Consider the following 20282-nt stretch of genomic DNA (forward strand, 5'->3'; position numbering starts at 1 on the left):
TTTGCTATTTTTGCACCTGTAAATAACGGATTTAAGCCCGTTTTGCAAGACCTAACTTTACTATGGATAACAAAATAAATGCCTACAATAGTATTCTAGATTTGGTTGGTGATACACCCCTTATCAAACTAAATAGAATAGCCGATTCTCTAACAGGTAATTTTTATGCAAAAGTCGAGGCTTTTAATCCTGGACATTCAGCAAAAGACCGTATTGCAGTTCATATCATAAATCAAGCAGAAGAACAGGGGCTTTTGAACCCCGATAGCACCATTATTGAAACGACTTCGGGAAATACCGGGTTTAGTTTGGCTATGGCAAGTATGGTTAAGGGCTATAAATGTATTTTGGCAGTAAGTTCAAAATCATCTCCAGATAAAATAGATATGTTACGTTCTATGGGAGCTGAGGTGTATGTATGTCCGGCTCATGTAGCTGCAGATGACCCTCGTTCTTACTACGAAGTGGCTAAAAGAGTCCATCAAGAAACTCCAGGTTCTATATACATCAATCAATATTTTAATGAATTGAATATTGAGGCGCATTATAAAACCACAGGTCCTGAAATTTGGAAACAAACCAACGGTAATATTACCCACTTAGTGGCTTGTAGCGGTACGGGAGGAACCATTTCGGGTACTGCTAGATTTTTGAAAGAACAAAATCCTGATATCAAAGTATTAGCAGTAGATGCTTACGGTTCTGTTTTAAAAAAGTACCATGAAACTGGTGAGTTTGATCATGAAGAAATTTATCCTTACCGAATTGAAGGCTTGGGTAAAAACTTGATTCCAAAGGCAACAGATTTTAATACTATTGACAGATATATTAAGGTGACGGATGCTGAGAGTGCTCATATGGCTCGCAAAATCGCACATGCTGAAGGCATGTTCGTGGGTTATACCAGTGGTGCTGCCATGCAGGCAACTATACAGTACAATACTGAAGGTGAATTTAACGAAGACAGTAATGTTGTGGTTATTTTCCCTGATCACGGATCTCGCTATATGAGTAAAATATACAGTGATGAGTGGATGGACAACCAGGGTTTTTTCGATGCGAAAAACTCCGTGGCTCCAAAAGAGATTCAATATATAAAGTAATATTTTCAACAATATTTAAAAAGGCAACGATCTGTAGAGCGTTGCCTTTTTGTTTGTAAATATGTCATTGCATGGTTGAATAAATTACATATTTTTGCATTCAATTTAATTTTTGGTTAGATGAGAGATTTATTTGAGAGGATTATCGAGAACAAAGGCCCTTTGGGCAAGTGGGCATCACAAGCTGAAGGCTATTTTGTTTTTCCAAAATTGGAAGGACCGATATCTAATAGAATGAAGTTTCAAGGAAAAGAAGTTATCACTTGGAGTGTTAATGATTACTTGGGTTTAGCGAATCTACCAGAAGTTAAAAAAGTAGATGGTGACGCTGCTTATGAGCATGGCTCTGCATACCCAATGGGTGCACGTATGATGAGTGGTCACACTGATTTTCATGAGCAATTAGAGCAAGAATTAGCCGAATTTGTTGATAAAGAATCTGCGTATTTGTTGAACTTCGGATACCAAGGTATTATGTCAGCCGTTGATGCCTTAGTCGCAAAAGATGATATTATCGTTTATGATGTAGACTGTCATGCTTGTATTATTGACGGGGTACGATTACATGTTGGAAAACGATTTACGTTTAAACACAACGATGTTGAAAGTTTAGAGAAAAACTTAGAGCGTGCTACTAAGATGGCTAACGAAACCGGAGGTGGAATTTTAGTAATTTCTGAGGGTGTATTTGGTATGCGTGGTGAGCAAGGTATTCTTAAAGAAATCGTTGCCCTTAAGAAAAAATACAATTTTAGATTATTGGTTGACGATGCTCATGGATTTGGAACGCTAGGTAAAACTGGTGCTGGAGCAGGTGAGGAGCAAGGTATACAAGACGATATTGACGTTTATTTCGCAACTTTCGCCAAGTCAATGGCTGGTATCGGTGCATTTTTAGCTGCGGATAAAGAAATTATAGACTATTTAAAATACAATTTACGTTCACAAATGTTCGCAAAATCGTTACCCATGATTTATGTGAAAGGAGCCTTAAAACGCTTGAACATGTTACGAACTATGCCAGAGTTAAAAAACAAACTTTGGGAGAATGTAGACGCATTACAGAACGGTTTAAAAGAACGTGGATTTAATATTGGTACAACAACAAGTTGTGTTACACCAGTATATTTGAATGGTAGCATACCTGAAGCAATGGCTTTGGTAAAAGACCTTAGAGAAAATCACGGTATATTCTGTTCAATTGTGGTATACCCAGTAATACCTAAAGGCTTAATCTTGTTGAGAATGATTCCAACGGCGACGCATACCTTGCAAGATGTTGCGGAGACTTTAGAGGCCTTTTCTATCATTAGAGAGCGTTTGGAGAACGGAACATACAAAAGATTATCTGCTGCTGTTGCTGCTGCAATGGGGGAGTAATTCAGAAAGAACACCTTTTAATTTCTGGGTAGAAAGCGATAAGTGAAACGACCTTTTTGCAAGAGATTATCTATCCCATTCAATGGTAGTTGGGTAGTTAGTTTTTTCTATATAAATCAACATATCGTATGAGTTTGATAGGTTGATATTCATCGAAACATTGTTTTTATCGCTAAAAGATTCAGAGATATCTGTTCTAATAGGTAATTCTTGATTTAGAATACTGCTTTGCTGATAAGCTGAATTTCCAGTATAAGACCTTATGTCAAAAAATAAATAAGAACTCTGAAAACTATCAAAATCTTTAGTAAGTGAATTTGTCTTCATTTTCGGTAATGTCCATTTTTTGAATCCATTTGATGAAAATGCTCCAAAATCTCCTTCATTAAACGTAAAACCAATAGCATAATATTGGTCATCAAACCACTCGCTTAAATAATAACCTAGAATGTCATAGTCAAACAATACCGACTTTTTCACAACGTGACCATTATGTGCCCAAATAGCTATTTTACTATTTTCTCCAAGGTAATCCATGCACCAAAGTACATTTCTTGTTGAAAACTGATCTCTAAACTCTACCTTCAGGTAGAATTCATCTTGCGAAATATATGTGGCATATTGCCTTGTTATTTCGGCTATTCTCAAAGCTATTTCATACTTTTCTTTGCCACCAGTTTCTATCAGTAAGGCAATATTGTTTTCAAGAGTATCTTTAATTGCGTAATAGAGATTCCAGTATGAAAGAATCTCAACTTGTTCATGTTTTTCAAAGGCAACAATTTTCCTTTCATTAGTTAAGCTTTCAATGAGTTCTTCACTTGAATTCAAATAAGCCTTAAAATAGCTTGAAAGCCAAGCCAAATTGTGATTCATGGCCGTCATTTCCATTCCAAATACTTGAAAAGGTTTATTTGCTGTTAAGTTGTAGTTTCTGATATCAAGAAGTAAGTCTTTAAATTCTTGGGTTCTATAGGTGAACCATCCTGATGCTGCAATTAGTTTATCAATATCTCCAATACCATTGGTTACATAATCATTCCATAAAAGTGCTTGACCAAAGTCTACTTCTAATACTAAACCATTGAAATCTTTTTCAATTAATTTCTTAATTATTTGGTGCTTAATCTCATAACATTCTTTGGTGTAGTGGCTAACCTCGCCTAAACCAATTATTCGAGTATTGTCTGCAATTTTTTCTATATGATTTGATAAAACTTCAGAGTCTATTGTTTTGAAAGGAAAGATATGCTGATTTGAATTTTTTAAATAAGACTGCCCAAAAACCTGAGAACCAGTTAAGACTATAACCGTAGTCACTATTATTCGAAATAGACTTATCATAAGGTTTTGTTATTTATCTCTTTTAAATCGCATGTTTAATTTTCATTATTGAATCCAATTTCAGTGATTTCACTTATCTGAATAACTGGCTGAATATTGGTATAGTTCTTAAAATCACCAACTATAGTTTCTATATGTTGACCAATAGCTTGTTGATATGCTGTTATGTCTTTGATGTAAAAATACCCAACCGCTAAATAAGGAACTTGGGTATCAGGTGATCTACCTGAGATGCCTTTATCAATTTCATAAAACTTCAAATTATCACCTAAATATCTGGATACCATAGGCATATGGTTACTTTTGTAATAGTTCATGTCAAAAGTTTTACCTTCTCCATTCGCATATAAAATGCTTACTTTAAAGAGTTTGTTATCGGGTTCTGAAATGTGAATTAATTGATGGGTACTACAACTTGACAAACCAACTAATGAAAAAATAAAAATGGAATAAACTAGTTTGTATTTCATCATTCAAAATATTTATATGAGAATAGTTTTAATTGCTTCCATTCATTTTAACCATCATATTTTTGACTGCGCTACATTATATTAAATAATAGAGCTTTATGGAATCTCTTCTAAGTTATAAAAAAACTCGCAAGACATTAAAAATTAGTAGTTTAAATACTACCGAAATCAAAGTTCTTATTAGCAATAGTTACAAGTCTTTTCTATAGGTGCGTCTGCGTTTGTGGGTTACGGGGTTAAAATGTTTCCAGATTTGGGCAATAGCTGTATTTTCTTCTAGCTCAGGTGTGCGAATACAGGTTTCTATACCCTTTTCAGTAAACGTATTATGGTACTCGTTAAATATGACAGCTGTAACACCTTTATTTTGATAAGATGGGTGGACGCCTATTAAATAGAAAATAACGTCTTTACTATGTTTTTTAGCTTTTAGTAAATGAAAAATTCCAGTGGGAAAGAGCTTGCCCTTCGCTTTTTGCAATGCTTGTGAAAATGACGGCATGACAATGGCAAAAGCTACCAATGTATCTTCTTTATCTACAATAAATTTGATGTATTCTGGGTTGATAAAACTGATATACTTCTTTTTAAAATACTCTTTTTGAACATCAGTAATCTTTACAAAGGAGGCCAAGCTTGCATAACTATCATTGAACAAATCAAACATGGCATCTACCCAAGGCATAATTTCTTTGCTTGATGTAAAGTTGATAGGTCGCAACTGGTAACGTTTTTTAATGAGCATGTTGGCTTTAGCAAAGAACTTTGGATTGGCATTCTTGGCGGGAAATTTATTTTCTAAATACTCTTTTTCTTTAACAAAGCCATGCTCTTCAAAGTGCGATTGGTAATACGGATGGTTGTACCAAGTAATCATTGTGCCAATATGGTCAAAACCCTCAATCAATACTCCGACTTTATCTAAGTTTGAGAAACCGACGGGGCCTTCCAAATAACTTAGTTCGTGAGCTTTTCCAATTTCGTGCACCTTTTCAAGTAGTGCTTTTGAAACATTAAAATCATCAATAAAATCAAACCAGCCGAAACGCATTTTTTTTAGCCGTTGTTCTTTTACTTCAATCCAGTTGACTATTGCCGCCACACGACCTACAATTTGGTTATTTTGATAGGCAAGAAAAAAACGGGCCTCCGCGCTATGAAAAGCTGGGTTCTTATCTTTATTAAAGGTTTCTAATTCATCTTTTATAATAGGTGGCACCCAATACTGATTATCCTTATAAAGTTCAAAGGGAAATTTTACAAATGCTTTAAAAGCAGATTTTGAAGTTACTTCTTTAATGGTGACCATTCCAAATATTTTGAATAGTCAATATTAGCAATATTCTTGGCAGCAGAAAAACTTAAAAATCAATATCGTCTTTCTTTTTTTTACGCTTCTTTTTCTTAATCTTTTTGGGCTTATTCTTTTTCATTGCGCCCTTCTTAATTTTACCAACCGCATCTTGTTCTTCAATTGGTATAAGTTGGTCTTTATGAAAATCTAATCGGTAAGAAACACCTGTTGCAATAAACATTCTTGAAGGCGTATTTTTAAAACTACCGCCTAAACTAAAATCAGCCTGAAAGGTAGGATTGAATAAATAGGCAAAACCAGTTCGTATCAAAGCATCAGAATATCGGTCGCTATCAATGCCTTGATGTTCCGCAAAAATGCTCCATTTTGGGTTTCTAAAAGCATGAGATAGTGAAATCGTATAATTCAATTCTGGAAAATCAGTGGTGATTCTATCATAAGCCACATTTGTAATTAAAACCCATCTTGGCGTCAATCTGCTTTGGGTTGCAATCATTGCTCTATATGATAGGGTAGCATCTTCTGGGTAAAACGGATTATCACCTAAATTGAAGGTAGCGCCACCATATAAAGAAACTGCTGGTAATAGGTTTTTAAAATTGAACTTATGATTGGCTTTCCAGCTATATAAATTGGGTTTATTGGCTTCTGGGTTTTTAAAAGGGTCATAAACCAAGTACTTTAAACCAAGACGATTACGCGTAAAATTGGTTCTAATTTCTTCCAATCCAAAATTATTAAAGTTTAAACTTTGGCGTATATAAGTAGCCTCATAGTTTACTTCAAGTCTTTCCAACAAAAGCCCGTATCTTAGTGATAAATCACCCCCAAAAATATTCGAGTCCTGATTTAAAAGCCCGTGATCTCGTTGTTCATATAACAAACCAAATTCTGCCTGTACAACGTTTTTACCTATGGCGTATGCACTAACTGATAAACCTGGTCTATTTGAATTAATAACATCAGTATATTGAGCAATACCCAATAATGGAAGTAAAATGAATGCTAGTAAAAGTCGATTTAAGATTGCCATAGACTGATTTTAATACTATTTTAAGAAACGATTTTGTAGATTATAAGACTTACAGTGTAATTTTGAATCAATAGCAAACAGTAATATGGTTTTATTACAAACGATTTTAATACTCATATTCGTATACTACGGTATTAAATTACTTCTGAAATGGCTTGCGCCTCGTATATTTAACTATGCAGTAAAGAAAACCGAAGAACGATTTGGGCAACAATTTGGTAACTACCAAGATTTTGGCAGTAATGCTAGAACGGAAGGTGAGACTTCTGTTAATAAACACGGCAAGCCAAAATCAAATCCTTCAAAAAAAGTTGGAGAATATATAGATTTTGAGGAAATTGACTGATCTTTGAGTCCTCAATAACATTCTATGAAGCTTTCGGCTAAGACAATTATTACTCATCTTTTAGTTTTAGGATTTTTTATGATTGCTTCACTGGCATACTTTTATCCAGTGCTTCAAGGCAAGGCCATTTATCAATCTGATATCGCTTTGTATAAGGGTATGGCCAAAGAACGTAATGATTACAAAGAAACCACTGGTGTTGAGTCATACTGGACAAACAGTGCTTTTGGAGGTATGCCTACCTATCAATTAGGAGCTAACTATCCTCATGACTATGTTAAGAAACTAGATCGTTTAATCCGATTTTTACCTCGCCCTTCCGATTACCTTTTTCTCTATTTTATAGGGTTTTATATTCTAATGCTTTGTATGAAAGTTGAATACCGACTTGCAATTTTAGGAGCATTGGGTTTTGGTTTTTCTACCTATCTCATTATTATTTTGGGTGTAGGGCATAATGCAAAGGCACATGCCCTTGCTTATTTGCCTATGGTTTTGGGTGGTATTATTTTAGTTTTCCGAAAAAAATATATTGTAGGTTTTCTGCTTACAGCAATTGCTATGGCGCTAGAGATAAGTGCTAATCATTATCAAATGACTTATTACTTTATGTTATTGGTTTTGATTTTGGGTATTGTCTATCTTATTTACGCAATTAAAAGAAAAGAACTAAAAAACTTCTTAAGTTCAGTAGGTATTTTAGTAGTAGCAGTAATACTGGGTATTGCCACAAATGCAACGAGTTTGCTTGCCACAAAACAATATGCCGATTGGAGTACTCGCGGAAAATCTGAACTCACCATTAATCCAGATGGCTCTTCAAAGGTGGCTGCCAGTGGTTTGGACAGAGAATACATTACTCAATATAGTTACGGTATTACAGAATCACTAGACTTATTTGTACCACGTTTTTTTGGAGGTTCAGGCAAAGAAAACTTAGGAAAAGATTCTAAAGTCTATAACTACTTTATTGAACAAGGCGTTCCACCTTCACAGGCTATTGATATCTCAGGGCTTTATTTGTATTGGGGAGAACAGCCAATAGTTGCGGGACCAGCGTATTTAGGCGCAGCTATTTTCTTTTTATTTATACTCTCTCTCTTTTTAGTTAAAGGCAAGAAAAAATGGTGGTTACTTTCAGGAGTGTTACTTTCTTTATTGCTCTCATGGGGAAAGAACTTTCCGGTGCTAACCAATTTTATGATTGATTACTTCCCGCTTTATAATAAGTTTAGAGCGGTATCGTCTATACAAGTTATTTTAGAGCTTTGTGTGCCTATACTTGCCATTTTAGGTTTAAAAGAAATCTTTAAGAAGACAGTAGACCAAAGAGTAAAACTAAACGCTCTAAAATTAAGTGTTTTCGTAACTACAGGTTTGGCGATAGCTATTTTTCTTATGAAAGGACTGTTTGACTTTGAAGGTGCGACTGACGAGAGATTTAGAAGCTATTTTGGCGATGCAGCCTTAGAAATATTGAGAAGTGACCGCGAAGCTGTTTACATCAGCGATACCTTTAGATCTCTAATCTATGTACTGCTTTGTGCGGGAGCCATATTCTTATTTCTTAAAGAGAAAGTAAAGAAGAACTTTGCCGTCATTTTAATCGGATTATTCTTAGTTGTTGACTTAGTTGGCGTTAATCTTAGATATGTTAATACAGAAGATTTTGTGCGTCAACGTGCTGTAGAACAACCTTTTCAAGCATCTGAGGTTGATCAAGAAATTTTAAAGGACCAAGGTGTTTTTAGAGTCTTTGATCCACAAGAAGGTTTAAACGGCTCTAGAACCTCATATTTTCACAAGTCTTTAGGAGGTTACCATGCTGCTAAGCCCAGAAAAATGGAGGAATTGGTGGAATATCATCTCTATAAAAATAATCTTCAGGTACTAAATATGTTGAACGTGAAGTATATCGTGCAGCAAGATGAAGAGGGGCGAAGTTTTCCAGGAGTAAATCCAGATACCAACGGTAATGCATGGTTTGTTCAAAATATAGTAGGGGTGAATAATGCCGATGAAGAAATCAAAGCTTTAGATACCTTGAACACAAAAGAATACGCCGTATTCAATAAAGCGACTTATGCGGACCTTAACGAATTAACTTATCAAAAAGATTCTTTGGCTAGTATTAATTTGATTGATTTTAGACCAAACCTCATTAAATATAAATCTTCTAGTGCTAATGATGGTTTCGCTGTTTTTTCAGAAATGCATTACCCGCACGGTTGGGTAGCTACTATTGATGATAAAAAGGTTGCACATTTTAGAGTTAATTATGCCTTACGTGGATTACAAGTGCCAGCAGGGGAACATGAAATTGAATTTTCTTTTGAACCTAAAGTGGTTCAAACCGGTAGTACAATTGCATTGGTAAGCAATATTCTACTTGGTCTTTTACTAGTGGGTGGAATTGTAATTGGGTATAGAAAACCGAAGAAAGAGGATTGATGAAAAAAGTTCTCATCGTTTGCTATTATTGGCCACCAGCAGGAGGTCCCGGTGTACAGCGGTGGTTGAAATTTGTAAAGTATTTACCTGAATTTGACATAGAGCCAATTGTATTCGTACCAAAAAATGCAAACTATCCCATTATTGATGATTCTTTACTAAAAGAAATTCCTAAGAACATAAGAGTCATCAAGCAGAATATATTTGAACCCTACGGTTTAGCAGCTATATTCTCAAAGAAAAAAACTAATAGAATAAGTTCTGGTATTATTCCAAAACATGAAAAACAATCAGTGATAGAACGTTTGTTTTTATGGATACGTGGTAATTTTTTCATTCCTGACGCCCGTAAGTATTGGGTAAAGCCTTCGGTTAAAACCCTAAGTAAACTAATTAAAGAAGAAAATATTCAAACAGTAGTTACCACTGGGCCACCACACAGTGTACATCTTATTGGGTTAAAACTTAAGTCTAAATTTAATTTGAATTGGATTGCTGACTTTAGAGACCCATGGACTAGTATTGGGTATCACAAAAAACTGAAACTTACTGAGTATTCTCAACAAAAACATAAGATTTTAGAAAAACAAGTGTTAAATTTTGCTGATAAGGTTTTGGTTACCAGTAAGGCCACAAAGCAAGAATTTGAGCAGATTACTTCAAAGCCAATTGAAGTTATCACAAATGGATATGACGGATTAAAAATAGAAACAACACTAGACAAAAGTTTTACAATTTCCCATATAGGTTCTTTACTTACGGATAGGAATCCTGTACTGCTATGGGAAGTTTTAAAAGAATTATGTGATAGTCATCAAGCTTTTAAAAAGGTGCTTCAAATACAATTGATTGGCGTTATTGGTGATGGCGTAAAACAATCTTTAGCCCAGTATGGATTATGTGATGTTGTTTTTGATAGGGGTTATGTTTCTCATTCAGAAGTTCTCACATTACAGGCCAAATCTCAGGTTTTGTTGCTTTTAGAAATTGATGCTGCAGAAACGCAGGGTATTATTCCGGGTAAGCTTTTTGAGTATTTGAATGCACGTAGACCAATATTAGCATTAGGCCCTATAAATTGGGAAGCAGGTGCAATGGTCGAAGAAACTAAATCGGGTGCTAGTTTTACCCCTAAAGATAAATTAGGCTTAAAAAATGTACTTTTAAAGTGGTTTAATGCGTATCAAAAAGGTGAATTAATTTTAAATTCAGAAGGAATTGAAAATTATAGTCGCCGCGAATTGACCAGAAAACTTGCCAAAAGTATCTCATGGGAATCGTCTTAAAGCAGTCTTTTAGAAATACTGTACTTACTTTTATAGGGTTCGCTTTTGGCGCCGTCAACACACTATTTCTTTATACGAATATCTTAGAACCTGATTATTATGGCCTGGTCACCTTTATTTTAGCAACTGGAGCTATTTTAATGCCTTTATTTGCTTTTGGATCTCATAATACTCTTGTAAAATTTTATAGCGCTCAAAACGAAAGTGCTAAAAACGCATTCTTAACCTTAGTATTGATTTCACCATTACTAGTTTTAATACCCGCTGCAGGTTTAACCTGGTTTTTCTACGATATTATAGCCGATTTTTTATCACGAAAAAATGAAATTGTCATTAACTATGTCTGGCATTTGTTTTTGGTAGGTTTTGCCTTGGCTTATTTCGAAGTATTTTATGCTTACAGTAAAGTTCATTTGAAATCGGTTTTTGGTAATTTCATGAAAGAAGTATTTGGAAGAATATGCATCACTATACTCCTTGTACTACTATATTATGAGATTATTTCACTGAACGTTTTTCTTAAAGCAATTGTTGGAGTTTACTTGCTAAGAACGCTGATTATGAAACTATATGCTTATAGTATTCGTAGGCTGAATTTAGATTTCAATTTCCCTAAAGAGACAAAAGTCATTTTGCAATACGGTATGCTTATGGTTTTAGGTGGCTCTGTGGCTCTTGTTTTAATAGAAATAGATAAGTTCATGATCAATCAGTTAGTATCAATTGATAATGTGGCTTATTATGGCGTAGCCGTCTATATTGCCACTGTAATTAGTGTACCTAACCGTGCAATGAATCAAATTACTTACCCTATGACAGCGTCATATTTGAATACGGGTAATCATTTTGAATTAGAACATTTGTACAAAAAAACCTCGTTGACTTCATTTATTGCATCAGGGCTACTCTTAGTTTTGATTGTTGTGAATATTGAAGATTTATACACCCTTATTCCTAAGGCCTACACCAATGGTTTTGTTATAGTTTTTATTATCGGAATGGCAAAAGTTTTTGATTCCTTTTTAGGGAACATCAATGCCATCTTATACTATTCAAAATATTACAAAACAGTTTTATGGTTTGGGGTTTGTTTGGCTCTATTAACTATTCTATTGAATTTATGGTTGATACCAATTTATGGTATAGAGGGTGCGGCTTTAGCTAGCTTTATCTCTATTCTTGTTTTTAATTTAATAAAAATGGTTTTCGTGAAATTGAAGTTTGGAATAGTGCCTTATTCAGCTGCCACACTTAAGGTTTTTCTTCTTCTATTTTTCTTGGGTTTTCTTTTTTGGCAATTGACTTTTAATTTTCACCCGATTATTGCGATCGGCGCTAAATCCATTTTAATAATTACGACGTATTTAGGTATTCTGTATCGTTTTAAAATTTCTGAAGACGTTTCTGCTCTTTTAAATAAAATTTTAAAACGTAAAGTTTAAAAGCTGAAATCTAATTAACAATCGGATTATTGTTCGAATAGAAAACCCCGTAGCGAATAAATTCAACTACGGGGTAACAACTAACCAACCTAAAAACTTTCTTTGGTACCCTGAATCTATTTCAGGGTTTGTTTACTATTGTCTTCTAGAACTTCTTGATGTTCTTGAAGTCGCGGAACTACTTCTTTTAGTTGAAGTACTTCTGCTTACCGTTCTCTTTTGAGGTGTACTACGTTGTACACTTTTAGCTCTGTTTTGAGAACTTCTATTACTTGAAACGCTTCGGCTCTGTGGCTTTTTATACGTTTTAGTAGTTCTATTCACTATACGCTTTTGAGGCGTTCGTGTTACTTCTCTTTTAGTGACCGTCGTACTTCTTGGAGTACGTGTTACCGACCTTTGCGTCGTAGTATTACTTTTGTTTGATCGAGTGGCAACCGTATTTCCTCTGCGGACATCACTATTTCTAATCGTTTTACTTCTATCACTAGAGGTTCTACCAGAGTTTCTTCTTAATCCATCATTAGACCTGGTGTTGTTCCTTGACGTAACAGCTCTGTCATTTCTAAGACTCGTATTTCGTCTACCTCTGTTTTCACGTACCGATACACGGTTGTCGTTTCTATACACATTAGCTCTTCGAGATTTGTTATAACGATATTCTCTACCTCTATTAACATAAGCTCGACGTACATTGTTTCTATAAGGTCTGTACCAAGAGTAACGAATTGGATTGTACCATCTTCTATAAGGTGTTGTCCATACGTTACAAAATCCTATACCTGGTCTTGCAAACCATCTATTATATTGTCTGAACCTAAAATTTCTATTATATACGTTTACAAATCCGGTGTAATGACTAAATGTTCTTCCGTTGTAAAAGACGTTTAGCCCACCAACTCGTCTCACTAATCCGTTTCTATACCAAACATCTACACCACCAATTTGTGATACGCGTCCGTAATAATCGTAGAAAACTGGAACATTTTCAACTTGAATAATTGCACCGTAATCATCATATTGTACAAACGGATTGTAATTGTATCCAGAATTAAATGTTAATCCAATATTACCAACTCTTGTTCCAACTCCAACATTAACTTGATTGTTAATAAAGAAATCAAATTCTCCATCAGGATAAACCGAGAAGGTCACTCCGTTTTCTACGAAGATGAAGGAGTTACTGTCGCGAAATGCATTAACAACAACCTTATCTTCTAGCGTTTCAGCTTTAGTCATGGCAGTGCCAAAAAAGACTGCTGCAATTATAAGTACTAACTTTTTCATACTATAAGGTTTTAAATTCTGGAAGTAACTATTTACTTTCCGATTAGTATATACCAAACAGCGTGCCAAAAAAGTCAACTATTTAAAAATCAATTATTTAAATTATGAATAAGAGATATTTAGCTACAATAATGAAGGAAACAAAGTGTAAATATCTGTTCAAGTCCAAGAACTTTATAGAAAGCCCAATTGACGTATTGATGAGGAAACTTCTAGTTATCTTTATCTAATCTTCTCTGCCAAATACTTGGCAGTATGTGATGCCTTATTTTGAATGAGTTCTTCTGGAGTGCCTTCGGCCAACAGATACCCACCATTAGCACCGCCTTCAGGGCCTAAGTCAATGATATAGTCAGCACACTTGATAAGTTCAATATTATGTTCAATAACGACTATAGAATGTCCTTTATCTAATAGCTCATCAAAAGACTTTAATAGCTTTTTTATGTCATGAAAATGCAATCCGGTTGTTGGTTCATCAAAAATAAAGAGTGCTTTTTCTTTGGTATTGCCTTTAACTAAAAAAGAAGCTAGTTTAATTCGTTGTGCTTCACCACCAGATAGGGTAGAGGAGCTTTGTCCTAAAGTAACATACCCTAGACCAACATCTTGCAGCGGTTGTAATTTTTTAATGATCTTATCTTGCTTATGAGTTTTAAAATGTGAAATGGCATTGTCAATGGTTAACATTAAAATATCATTAATACTCTTACCTTCAAATTTAACTTCAAGCACTTCTTTTTTAAAGCGCTTACCTTCACAGACATCACACTCTAAGTGCACGTCAGCCATAAACTGCATTTCTACTGTAATTTCACCTTCGCCCTTACATTTTTCACAGCGACCACCATCTACATTAAAAGAGAAGTGTTTTGCTTGGTAGCCTCGTAATTTACTTAACTTCTGTAAGGCAAATAAAGCTCGGATATCATCATATGCCTTTATATAAGTAACGGGGTTAGAACGCGATGACCGACCAATTGGGTTTTGATCCACAAATTCTACATGCTTTATTTGAGAATATTTACCTTCAATTTTAGTAAACTGTCCTGCTTTTTCTCCATATCCTCCTGATTCTTTTAATATAGCCGGATACAAGATTTTTTTGACCAAGGTGCTTTTACCACTACCAGAAACACCTGTCACAACAGTTAACATATTTAATGGAAAGGTAGCATTGATATTTTTTAAGTTGTTTTCCCGAGCCCCTGTAATTTGAATATAGTTTTTAGAATTACGTCGTTCCTTAGGTACTTCAATTTGCATGGCACCATTTAAATAGGACGCCGTTAACGAATCTGACTTAAGAATACTCGTCATAGGTCCGGCAGCTACAACTTCACCCCCTAATGTTCCGGCTTTTGGACCAATATCAATCACTTCATCCGCCGCAATCATTATATCTTCATCATGTTCTACAACAATAACTGTGTTGCCTAAATCTCGAAGGGACTTTAAAACGTCAATTAAATTCTCGGTATCCTTGGGGTGCAAACCAATACTGGGTTCATCTAAAATGTACATAGAACCAACTAAGCTACTACCTAAAGATGTGGCTAGATTAATCCGCTGACTTTCTCCACCTGATAATGAGTTTGACTTTCGATTAAGGGTTAAATAACTCAAACCTACTTTAGTAAGATAGTCTAAACGCGTGCTAACCTCTTTCAATAACCTTTTTGCAATAGTGGAATCGTGTTCTGATAATTCAAGCTCTTCAAAGAAAGAAACTAAATCTTCAATTGGTAATTCTATAATATCAGAAATAGATTTTCCATTTATCTTAACATAGTCCGCTTCTTTGCGCAATCGTTTACCTTTACAAACAGAACATTTAGTTTTTCCCCTGTAACGAGAAAGCATTACCCGATTCTGAATTTTGTAACTCTTTTCTTCAAGCTGTTCAAAGAACTTATGTATACCTATAAAGTGTTCATTTCCATCCCAGACCAATTGCCTTTGTTCATCAGAAAGTTCAAACCACGGTTTATGAATTGGAAAATCAAATTTATAAGACGAGTTAATTAACTGGTCTCTATACCAACTCATACTTTCACCGCGCCAGGGAAAAACGGCTTCTTCATAAATAGATAAGGCGGTATTAGGTATAACTAAGTCATCATCTATACCTATTACGTCACCGTAGCCTTCACATCTTGGGCAGGCCCCATAAGGATTATTAAAACTAAACAGATGTACATTAGGCTCTAGAAACTTCATACCGTCTAGCTCAAACTGATTACTAAAAACATGTTGATCTTCAGTTTCTACAATTTCAATAGCACATCGTCCTTTACCTTCAAAAAAAGCATTGTCAATGGCATTACCAAGTCTATTTAAAAAGTCTTCGTCATCTTTTACGACAATTCGGTCTACCACTAAATCAAAAGACTTACCTATATCGTTTGGAACTTGATCTATTCGTAATACTTGACCATTATATTTAATACGGGCATATCCTTGTTTTGAAAAGAGCTCTAATGATTTTAAAGAATCTCTATCTTCTTTTATAGTAATTGGAGCTAATAATAAAAGTTTTGTGCCTTCATCAAAGGTCTTGACATGATTAACTACATCAGTTACAGTATCCTTCTTAACTTCTTCTCCTGATACCGGGGATATGGTTTTGCCAATACGGGCAAATAACAATTTGAGATAGTCATAAACCTCCGTCGTTGTACCTACTGTAGAACGCGGATTGGTTGAATTCACTTTTTGCTCAATGGCTATTGCAGGGGCAATACCTTTTATATAGTCCACCTTGGGTTTGTCTAATTTTCCTAAAAACTGACGAGCATAGGAAGAAAGGCTTTCGACATAACGACGTTGACCCTCTGCATACAAGGTGTCAAAAGCTAGGCTAGACTTGCCTGAGCCTGATAAACCAGTGATGACAACAAGCTTATTTCTTGGAATAACAACATCAATATTCTTAAGATTGTGCAGTTTGGCACCTTTTATGATAATATTCTCCTTAGGATTTACATCTTTAATAGCTGTCATTCGTCGAAAAAATTTGGTCAAAGATACGATTCAAGTGAGTTAATGTCTATTTTTGTAGTAGTTGACATCGTTAAATCCGCATCTCACAACATAGTTTTTTCAACAATATTGCATTGGACTATATTTGAGCTGTAATTAAAACCCTGATAGGCCTATACAGAAATAATTACTTTTTTAAAATTATACTAATAACTCAAAGTCACATCCCCTGGTGGATTGGCTCTAATTTTAACCAAAAAGTAATTTGTATGGAACTACAAATCGAAGACTCGATATTGGTAAGGAATTATATTGACGGAGACGAAAAATCCCTTGAAGTCCTAATCAACCGCCACAATCAAAGAATTTCTAGCTTTATCTACTCTAAAGTATTGGATAGAGATATTACCGAAGATATTTTTCAAGACACCTTTATTAAAGTAATTAAGACCCTTAAGCGTGGTTCGTACAGCGAAGAAGGTAAATTTTTACCATGGGTGATGCGAATAGCACACAATTTAATTATTGACCACTTTCGCAAGAATAAAAGAATGCCAAAGTTCGAAGGTAGTGATGACTTTAATATCTTTTCAGTTATTAAAGATGATAAGTTAAACGCTGAAAAACAGTTAATTAAGAATCAAATAGATAGTGATTTGACTTTGTTAATTGATGAGTTGCCTGATGATCAACGTGAGGTTTTAATGATGCGTATCTATAAGGATATGAGTTTCAAAGAGATTTCTGAAAATACAGGTGTGAGTATTAATACGGCTTTAGGACGAATGAGATATGCTTTAATTAATCTTAGAAAGATTGTAGATAAGCATAATATCGTTTTAACGAATTAATCTGCATTAGGTCGAACGGAGCAATATTTCCATTTTAGTGGCGTTATTCTATCATAACATTAATGCCCGAATATGGAAGAAATTTACTCTGAAGAACAACAAATTTGTAGAATCGCAAAGGCTAAACCTGAGACAGTTTCGTTTTTGTTAGCATTCTCTAAGTCAATGAGAGTCATTGATTACAACAACATGAAGTTTGAAACGGTTTTAAATTAACCACAAACTTTTAAGGATTAAAAAAACCGCTATTTAGCGGTTTTTTTAGTTTTATAATAATCGTTTAAGACCGTTTTTCGTCCAATTTTCTTCGTAATAATGTCTTTTTCAAGATCCCAACCTCTAGCAGGAGAGTATTCTCTACCGTACCAAATTATTTGAAGGTGAAGATCGTTCCAAATTTCTTTAGGAAACAATCGTTTTGCGTCTTTTTCAGTCTGAACAACATTTTTGCCGTTAGTAAATCCCCAGCGATACATCAAACGATGTATATGAGTGTCTACCGGAAATGCTGGAATACCATAAGCTTGAGAAACTACCACACTGGCTGTTTTATGACCAACGGCAGGAAGTTGTTCTAATAATTCAATTTCTTGAGGCACTTCTCCGTCATATTTGTCTATTAGAATATGAGATAAACCATGAATTCCTTTTGATTTCATTGGCGAAAGCCCCACTGGGCGTATGATATCTCTAATTTCATCAACCGTCATTTTAACCATGTCGTAAGGGTTATCGGCCTTTTCAAATAATAAAGGTGTAATCTGATTTACACGCACATCTGTACTTTGAGCTGACATCAAAACAGCAATTAACAAAGTATAAGGGTCTTTATGCTCAAGCGGAATTGGAATAGTAGGATAAAGCTCTTTTAATGTTTTAATTGTGAAGTCAACTTTATCTTGTTTGGTCATTTTTGTTTAATTTTATCAAAAATACTCTAAACAAAATATTTTTAATATGAATACATTGAAAGCAGGCGATAAAGTACCTGAATTTTCATCAAAAGACCAAGACGGAAACACAATAAATCTCTCAGACTACAAGGGTAAAAAGCTTATAATATTCTTTTACCCAAGAGCAAATACTCCTGGTTGTACGGCTGAGGCTTGTAATCTAAGAGACAATTATACAGAACTTCAAAGTCGAGGCTATCATTTGCTAGGTGTTAGTGAAGACACTGAGAAAAAGCAAGCAAAATTTAGAGATAAGTACGAATTTCAATACCCTTTATTGGCAGATGAAGACCATACAGTAATTGATGCTTTTGGTGTTTGGGGTCCGAAAAAGTTTATGGGAAAAGAATATGATGGCTTGCACAGAACTACCTTTATAATTAATAATGGAGTAGTGGAACGTGTTATTTCAAAGGTCAAAACCAAAGATCATGCTGCACAAATTTTAGAAGCATAAATTGATTACAACTTATGTCATAAAGGAGTAGCGTCAAGCCTTGTTACTCCTTTTTATTCTTCTTCAACTTCTTCAGCCTCAAGCTCTTTTCGGACAAAAAGTTTTTTTTCTTTGATAATTTCAGAAATACCCTCAGGTAACATTTGTTCCCATCCTTCTTCTCCCTTAGTAATGCGTTTAAGAACTTCCCTTGAGAAAATATCCATAATATCAGGGTCGTAATCAATTATATCCATCACCTTATTATTATACTTGAAGAATTTATATAATTCTTTCATTCTTGGATGAACTTTGACATTATTACTTGTCATTATTTGTCCGGTATTAGCATCTTTCATTGGGTACAAGTATACCTTCAAATCTTTGAAAAATAATTTACCGAACGCCTCTAATATACCTCCACTCAAATGGCGATAGTACTTCTCATCGAATACATCAACTAAATTATTTACCCCCATAGTCAGACCAATACGCGCTTTGGTATAATTATTAAGGTATTCAACTAGTTTGTAATATTCTTGAAATTTAGAAATCATTACCGTATGACCTAGAGAACATAAGAGTTCTGCACGATCCATAAAATCTTGCTCATCTATTTCGCCAGAGGCCCTTAAATTTGACAGTGTTATTTCAAAAATGACTATAGTATTATCATAATCTACAGTTTGCTCACGGACAAAAATGTCATGTGATTTTTGAAACATATCCATATTCACTTTGGTAACCGGTCTAAAACTACCTCTAAGTGCCAATATGTTCTTTTTATATAAGATGGAGGCAGGCAGAAGATTGTTACCATCAGGACCAAACATAACCGCATCGGTCATATCATTCTTAATCAATTGAAGGCTCATTAATCTATTATCAACATCTTTAAAACTAGGTCCTGTGAAGTTGATCATATCAATTTCTAATGTGTCTTTGTCAATATGATCGTACAGATATTTAAGTAATTTACGGGGTTTATGGTATTTAAAAAACGCCCCATAAATAAGGTTTACACCAAGAATGCCTAATGTTTCTTGTTGTAACCGAGCTTCATTTTGTTTAAAGCGAACATGTAAAATTATTTCATCATGTTCTTTCTGGTTAGGATCTAATTGAAAACGGAGTCCAATCCAGCCATGACCTTTAAAACGTTTAGAGAAATCAATGGTTGCAACAGTATTGGCGTAAGAAAAGAAAAGATAATCTGGATTGTTTTTTCTGTCAATTCGCTCTTCGACTAATCGCATCTCATGCTTCAACATGGTCTTAAGTCTAGCTTGTGTTACATAGCGACCATCTTCTTCTACACCGTAAATAGCGTCACTAAAAGACTTGTCATAAGCGCTCATTGCTTTTGCAATAGTACCTGAAGAAGCACCAGCTCTAAAAAAATGCCTTGCCGTTTCTTGTCCGGCACCAATTTCAGCAAAAGTACCATAGATGTCAGGATGTAAATTAATCCGTAAAGTTTTGGCTTTTATAGAGGGTATATTTTCGAACTCTTTAATCTTATTAGTTAGCGTACTCATGTGACGTCTTTTGTTGTTAACAAAGTTAAGAAGTTAGCAAATTCTTTTAGACAAATAAGTTATAA

16 protein-coding genes are annotated in these 20282 nt (G+C 34.7%); 8 read left to right on the forward strand and 8 right to left on the reverse strand.

Annotation, left to right across the window (positions count from 1 at the left end; translation table 11 throughout):
- Positions 1-62 precede the first annotated feature (62 nt).
- Together RM542_RS06910 and RM542_RS06915 are read left to right on the forward strand one after the other, a co-directional pair.
- On the forward strand, positions 63-1103 hold the full coding sequence (locus RM542_RS06910; RefSeq protein WP_311385001.1) for a cysteine synthase family protein: 1041 nt from the start codon (positions 63-65) through the stop codon (positions 1101-1103).
- A gap of 120 nt (positions 1104-1223) precedes the next feature.
- Positions 1224-2483 carry an aminotransferase class I/II-fold pyridoxal phosphate-dependent enzyme gene (locus RM542_RS06915; protein ID WP_311385002.1) on the forward strand — a complete coding sequence of 420 codons (1260 nt, stop codon included), beginning with the start codon at positions 1224-1226 and terminating at the stop codon, positions 2481-2483.
- A 66-nt stretch (positions 2484-2549) separates the two neighbouring features.
- Here RM542_RS06915 and RM542_RS06920 read toward each other — a convergent pair whose 3' ends face one another.
- From RM542_RS06920 to RM542_RS06935, 4 genes are all read right to left on the reverse strand, one after another.
- The gene (locus RM542_RS06920) at positions 2550-3827 is read right to left on the reverse strand and encodes an erythromycin esterase family protein (RefSeq protein ID WP_311385003.1); all 1278 of its coding nucleotides are present in this window, start codon (positions 3825-3827) and stop codon (positions 2550-2552) included.
- A gap of 35 nt (positions 3828-3862) precedes the next feature.
- Entirely contained in the window at positions 3863-4297 is a 435-nt protein-coding gene (locus RM542_RS06925) for an EthD family reductase (RefSeq protein ID WP_311385004.1), read from the reverse strand.
- A 190-nt stretch (positions 4298-4487) separates the two neighbouring features.
- Positions 4488-5606, reverse strand: a complete 1119-nt coding sequence (locus RM542_RS06930; protein ID WP_311385005.1) for a GTP cyclohydrolase — start codon at positions 5604-5606, stop codon at positions 4488-4490.
- 52 nt (positions 5607-5658) lie between these two features.
- A complete protein-coding gene (locus RM542_RS06935; RefSeq protein WP_311385006.1) occupies positions 5659-6645 on the reverse strand; it encodes a transporter in 987 nt (328 codons plus the stop codon).
- Between the two features lie 85 nt (positions 6646-6730).
- On the opposite strand from RM542_RS06935, the gene RM542_RS06940 reads away from it, so the two are divergent.
- Genes RM542_RS06940 through RM542_RS06955 form a run of 4 tightly spaced genes read left to right on the forward strand, consistent with a single transcriptional unit; the run spans position 6731 to position 12170 of the window.
- The gene (locus RM542_RS06940) at positions 6731-6991 is read left to right on the forward strand and encodes a DUF4834 family protein (protein WP_311385007.1); all 261 of its coding nucleotides are present in this window, start codon (positions 6731-6733) and stop codon (positions 6989-6991) included.
- A gap of 24 nt (positions 6992-7015) precedes the next feature.
- Entirely contained in the window at positions 7016-9442 is a 2427-nt protein-coding gene (locus tag RM542_RS06945; RefSeq protein WP_311385008.1) for a YfhO family protein, read from the forward strand.
- Positions 9442-10728: a glycosyltransferase family 4 protein gene (locus RM542_RS06950; protein WP_311385009.1), complete on the forward strand. Its 1287-nt coding sequence runs from the start codon at positions 9442-9444 to the stop codon at positions 10726-10728. The genes RM542_RS06945 and RM542_RS06950 overlap by 1 nt, the downstream gene beginning before the upstream one ends.
- On the forward strand, positions 10713-12170 hold the full coding sequence (locus RM542_RS06955; protein WP_311385010.1) for an oligosaccharide flippase family protein: 1458 nt from the start codon (positions 10713-10715) through the stop codon (positions 12168-12170). Before RM542_RS06950 ends, RM542_RS06955 begins: the two co-directional genes overlap by 16 nt.
- 135 nt (positions 12171-12305) lie before the next feature.
- Here the strand turns inward: RM542_RS06955 and RM542_RS06960 are convergent, their stop codons facing one another.
- Both RM542_RS06960 and uvrA read right to left on the reverse strand, forming a co-directional pair.
- Positions 12306-13457 carry a hypothetical protein gene (locus tag RM542_RS06960; protein ID WP_311385011.1) on the reverse strand — a complete coding sequence of 384 codons (1152 nt, stop codon included), beginning with the start codon at positions 13455-13457 and terminating at the stop codon, positions 12306-12308.
- 222 nt (positions 13458-13679) lie between these two features.
- A complete protein-coding gene (uvrA, locus tag RM542_RS06965; protein ID WP_311385012.1) occupies positions 13680-16460 on the reverse strand; it encodes an excinuclease ABC subunit UvrA in 2781 nt (926 codons plus the stop codon).
- Between the two features lie 248 nt (positions 16461-16708).
- Between uvrA and RM542_RS06970 the strand changes: the two genes are divergently transcribed.
- A complete protein-coding gene (locus RM542_RS06970) occupies positions 16709-17290 on the forward strand; it encodes a sigma-70 family RNA polymerase sigma factor (RefSeq protein ID WP_311385013.1) in 582 nt (193 codons plus the stop codon).
- Between the two features lie 245 nt (positions 17291-17535).
- On the opposite strand, the gene nth is transcribed toward RM542_RS06970, so the two are convergent.
- Positions 17536-18201, reverse strand: coding sequence for an endonuclease III (gene nth / locus RM542_RS06975; RefSeq protein WP_311385014.1), 666 nt, complete (start codon positions 18199-18201; stop codon positions 17536-17538).
- 46 nt (positions 18202-18247) lie between these two features.
- Between nth and bcp the strand changes: the two genes are divergently transcribed.
- Positions 18248-18700: a thioredoxin-dependent thiol peroxidase gene (gene bcp / locus RM542_RS06980; protein ID WP_311385015.1), complete on the forward strand. Its 453-nt coding sequence runs from the start codon at positions 18248-18250 to the stop codon at positions 18698-18700.
- A gap of 53 nt (positions 18701-18753) precedes the next feature.
- On the opposite strand, the gene RM542_RS06985 is transcribed toward bcp, so the two are convergent.
- Positions 18754-20217: a TonB-dependent receptor gene (locus tag RM542_RS06985; RefSeq protein WP_311385016.1), complete on the reverse strand. Its 1464-nt coding sequence runs from the start codon at positions 20215-20217 to the stop codon at positions 18754-18756.
- Positions 20218-20282 lie beyond the last annotated feature (65 nt).

It is taken from the genome of Croceitalea sp. P059, assembly GCF_031846365.1.
Taxonomy (GTDB): domain Bacteria; phylum Bacteroidota; class Bacteroidia; order Flavobacteriales; family Flavobacteriaceae; genus Croceitalea; species Croceitalea vernalis.

What these genes read in the sequence shown, in the direction of transcription:
- nth (WP_311385014.1), bottom strand. Translation starts at nt 18,201, where the DNA reads ATGACCAAACAAGATAAAGTTGACTTCACAATTAAAACATTAAAAGAG.
- bcp (WP_311385015.1), top strand. Translation starts at nt 18,248, where the DNA reads ATGAATACATTGAAAGCAGGCGATAAAGTACCTGAATTTTCATCAAAA.
- RM542_RS06930 (WP_311385005.1), bottom strand. Translation starts at nt 5,606, where the DNA reads ATGGTCACCATTAAAGAAGTAACTTCAAAATCTGCTTTTAAAGCATTT.
- RM542_RS06985 (WP_311385016.1), bottom strand. Translation starts at nt 20,217, where the DNA reads ATGAGTACGCTAACTAATAAGATTAAAGAGTTCGAAAATATACCCTCT.
- RM542_RS06915 (WP_311385002.1), top strand. Translation starts at nt 1,224, where the DNA reads ATGAGAGATTTATTTGAGAGGATTATCGAGAACAAAGGCCCTTTGGGC.
- RM542_RS06955 (WP_311385010.1), top strand. Translation starts at nt 10,713, where the DNA reads ATGGGAATCGTCTTAAAGCAGTCTTTTAGAAATACTGTACTTACTTTT.
- RM542_RS06960 (WP_311385011.1), bottom strand. Translation starts at nt 13,457, where the DNA reads ATGAAAAAGTTAGTACTTATAATTGCAGCAGTCTTTTTTGGCACTGCC.
- RM542_RS06970 (WP_311385013.1), top strand. Translation starts at nt 16,709, where the DNA reads ATGGAACTACAAATCGAAGACTCGATATTGGTAAGGAATTATATTGAC.
- RM542_RS06920 (WP_311385003.1), bottom strand. Translation starts at nt 3,827, where the DNA reads ATGATAAGTCTATTTCGAATAATAGTGACTACGGTTATAGTCTTAACT.
- RM542_RS06910 (WP_311385001.1), top strand. Translation starts at nt 63, where the DNA reads ATGGATAACAAAATAAATGCCTACAATAGTATTCTAGATTTGGTTGGT.
- RM542_RS06940 (WP_311385007.1), top strand. Translation starts at nt 6,731, where the DNA reads ATGGTTTTATTACAAACGATTTTAATACTCATATTCGTATACTACGGT.
- RM542_RS06950 (WP_311385009.1), top strand. Translation starts at nt 9,442, where the DNA reads ATGAAAAAAGTTCTCATCGTTTGCTATTATTGGCCACCAGCAGGAGGT.
- uvrA (WP_311385012.1), bottom strand. Translation starts at nt 16,460, where the DNA reads ATGACAGCTATTAAAGATGTAAATCCTAAGGAGAATATTATCATAAAA.
- RM542_RS06945 (WP_311385008.1), top strand. Translation starts at nt 7,016, where the DNA reads ATGAAGCTTTCGGCTAAGACAATTATTACTCATCTTTTAGTTTTAGGA.
- RM542_RS06925 (WP_311385004.1), bottom strand. Translation starts at nt 4,297, where the DNA reads ATGAAATACAAACTAGTTTATTCCATTTTTATTTTTTCATTAGTTGGT.
- RM542_RS06935 (WP_311385006.1), bottom strand. Translation starts at nt 6,645, where the DNA reads ATGGCAATCTTAAATCGACTTTTACTAGCATTCATTTTACTTCCATTA.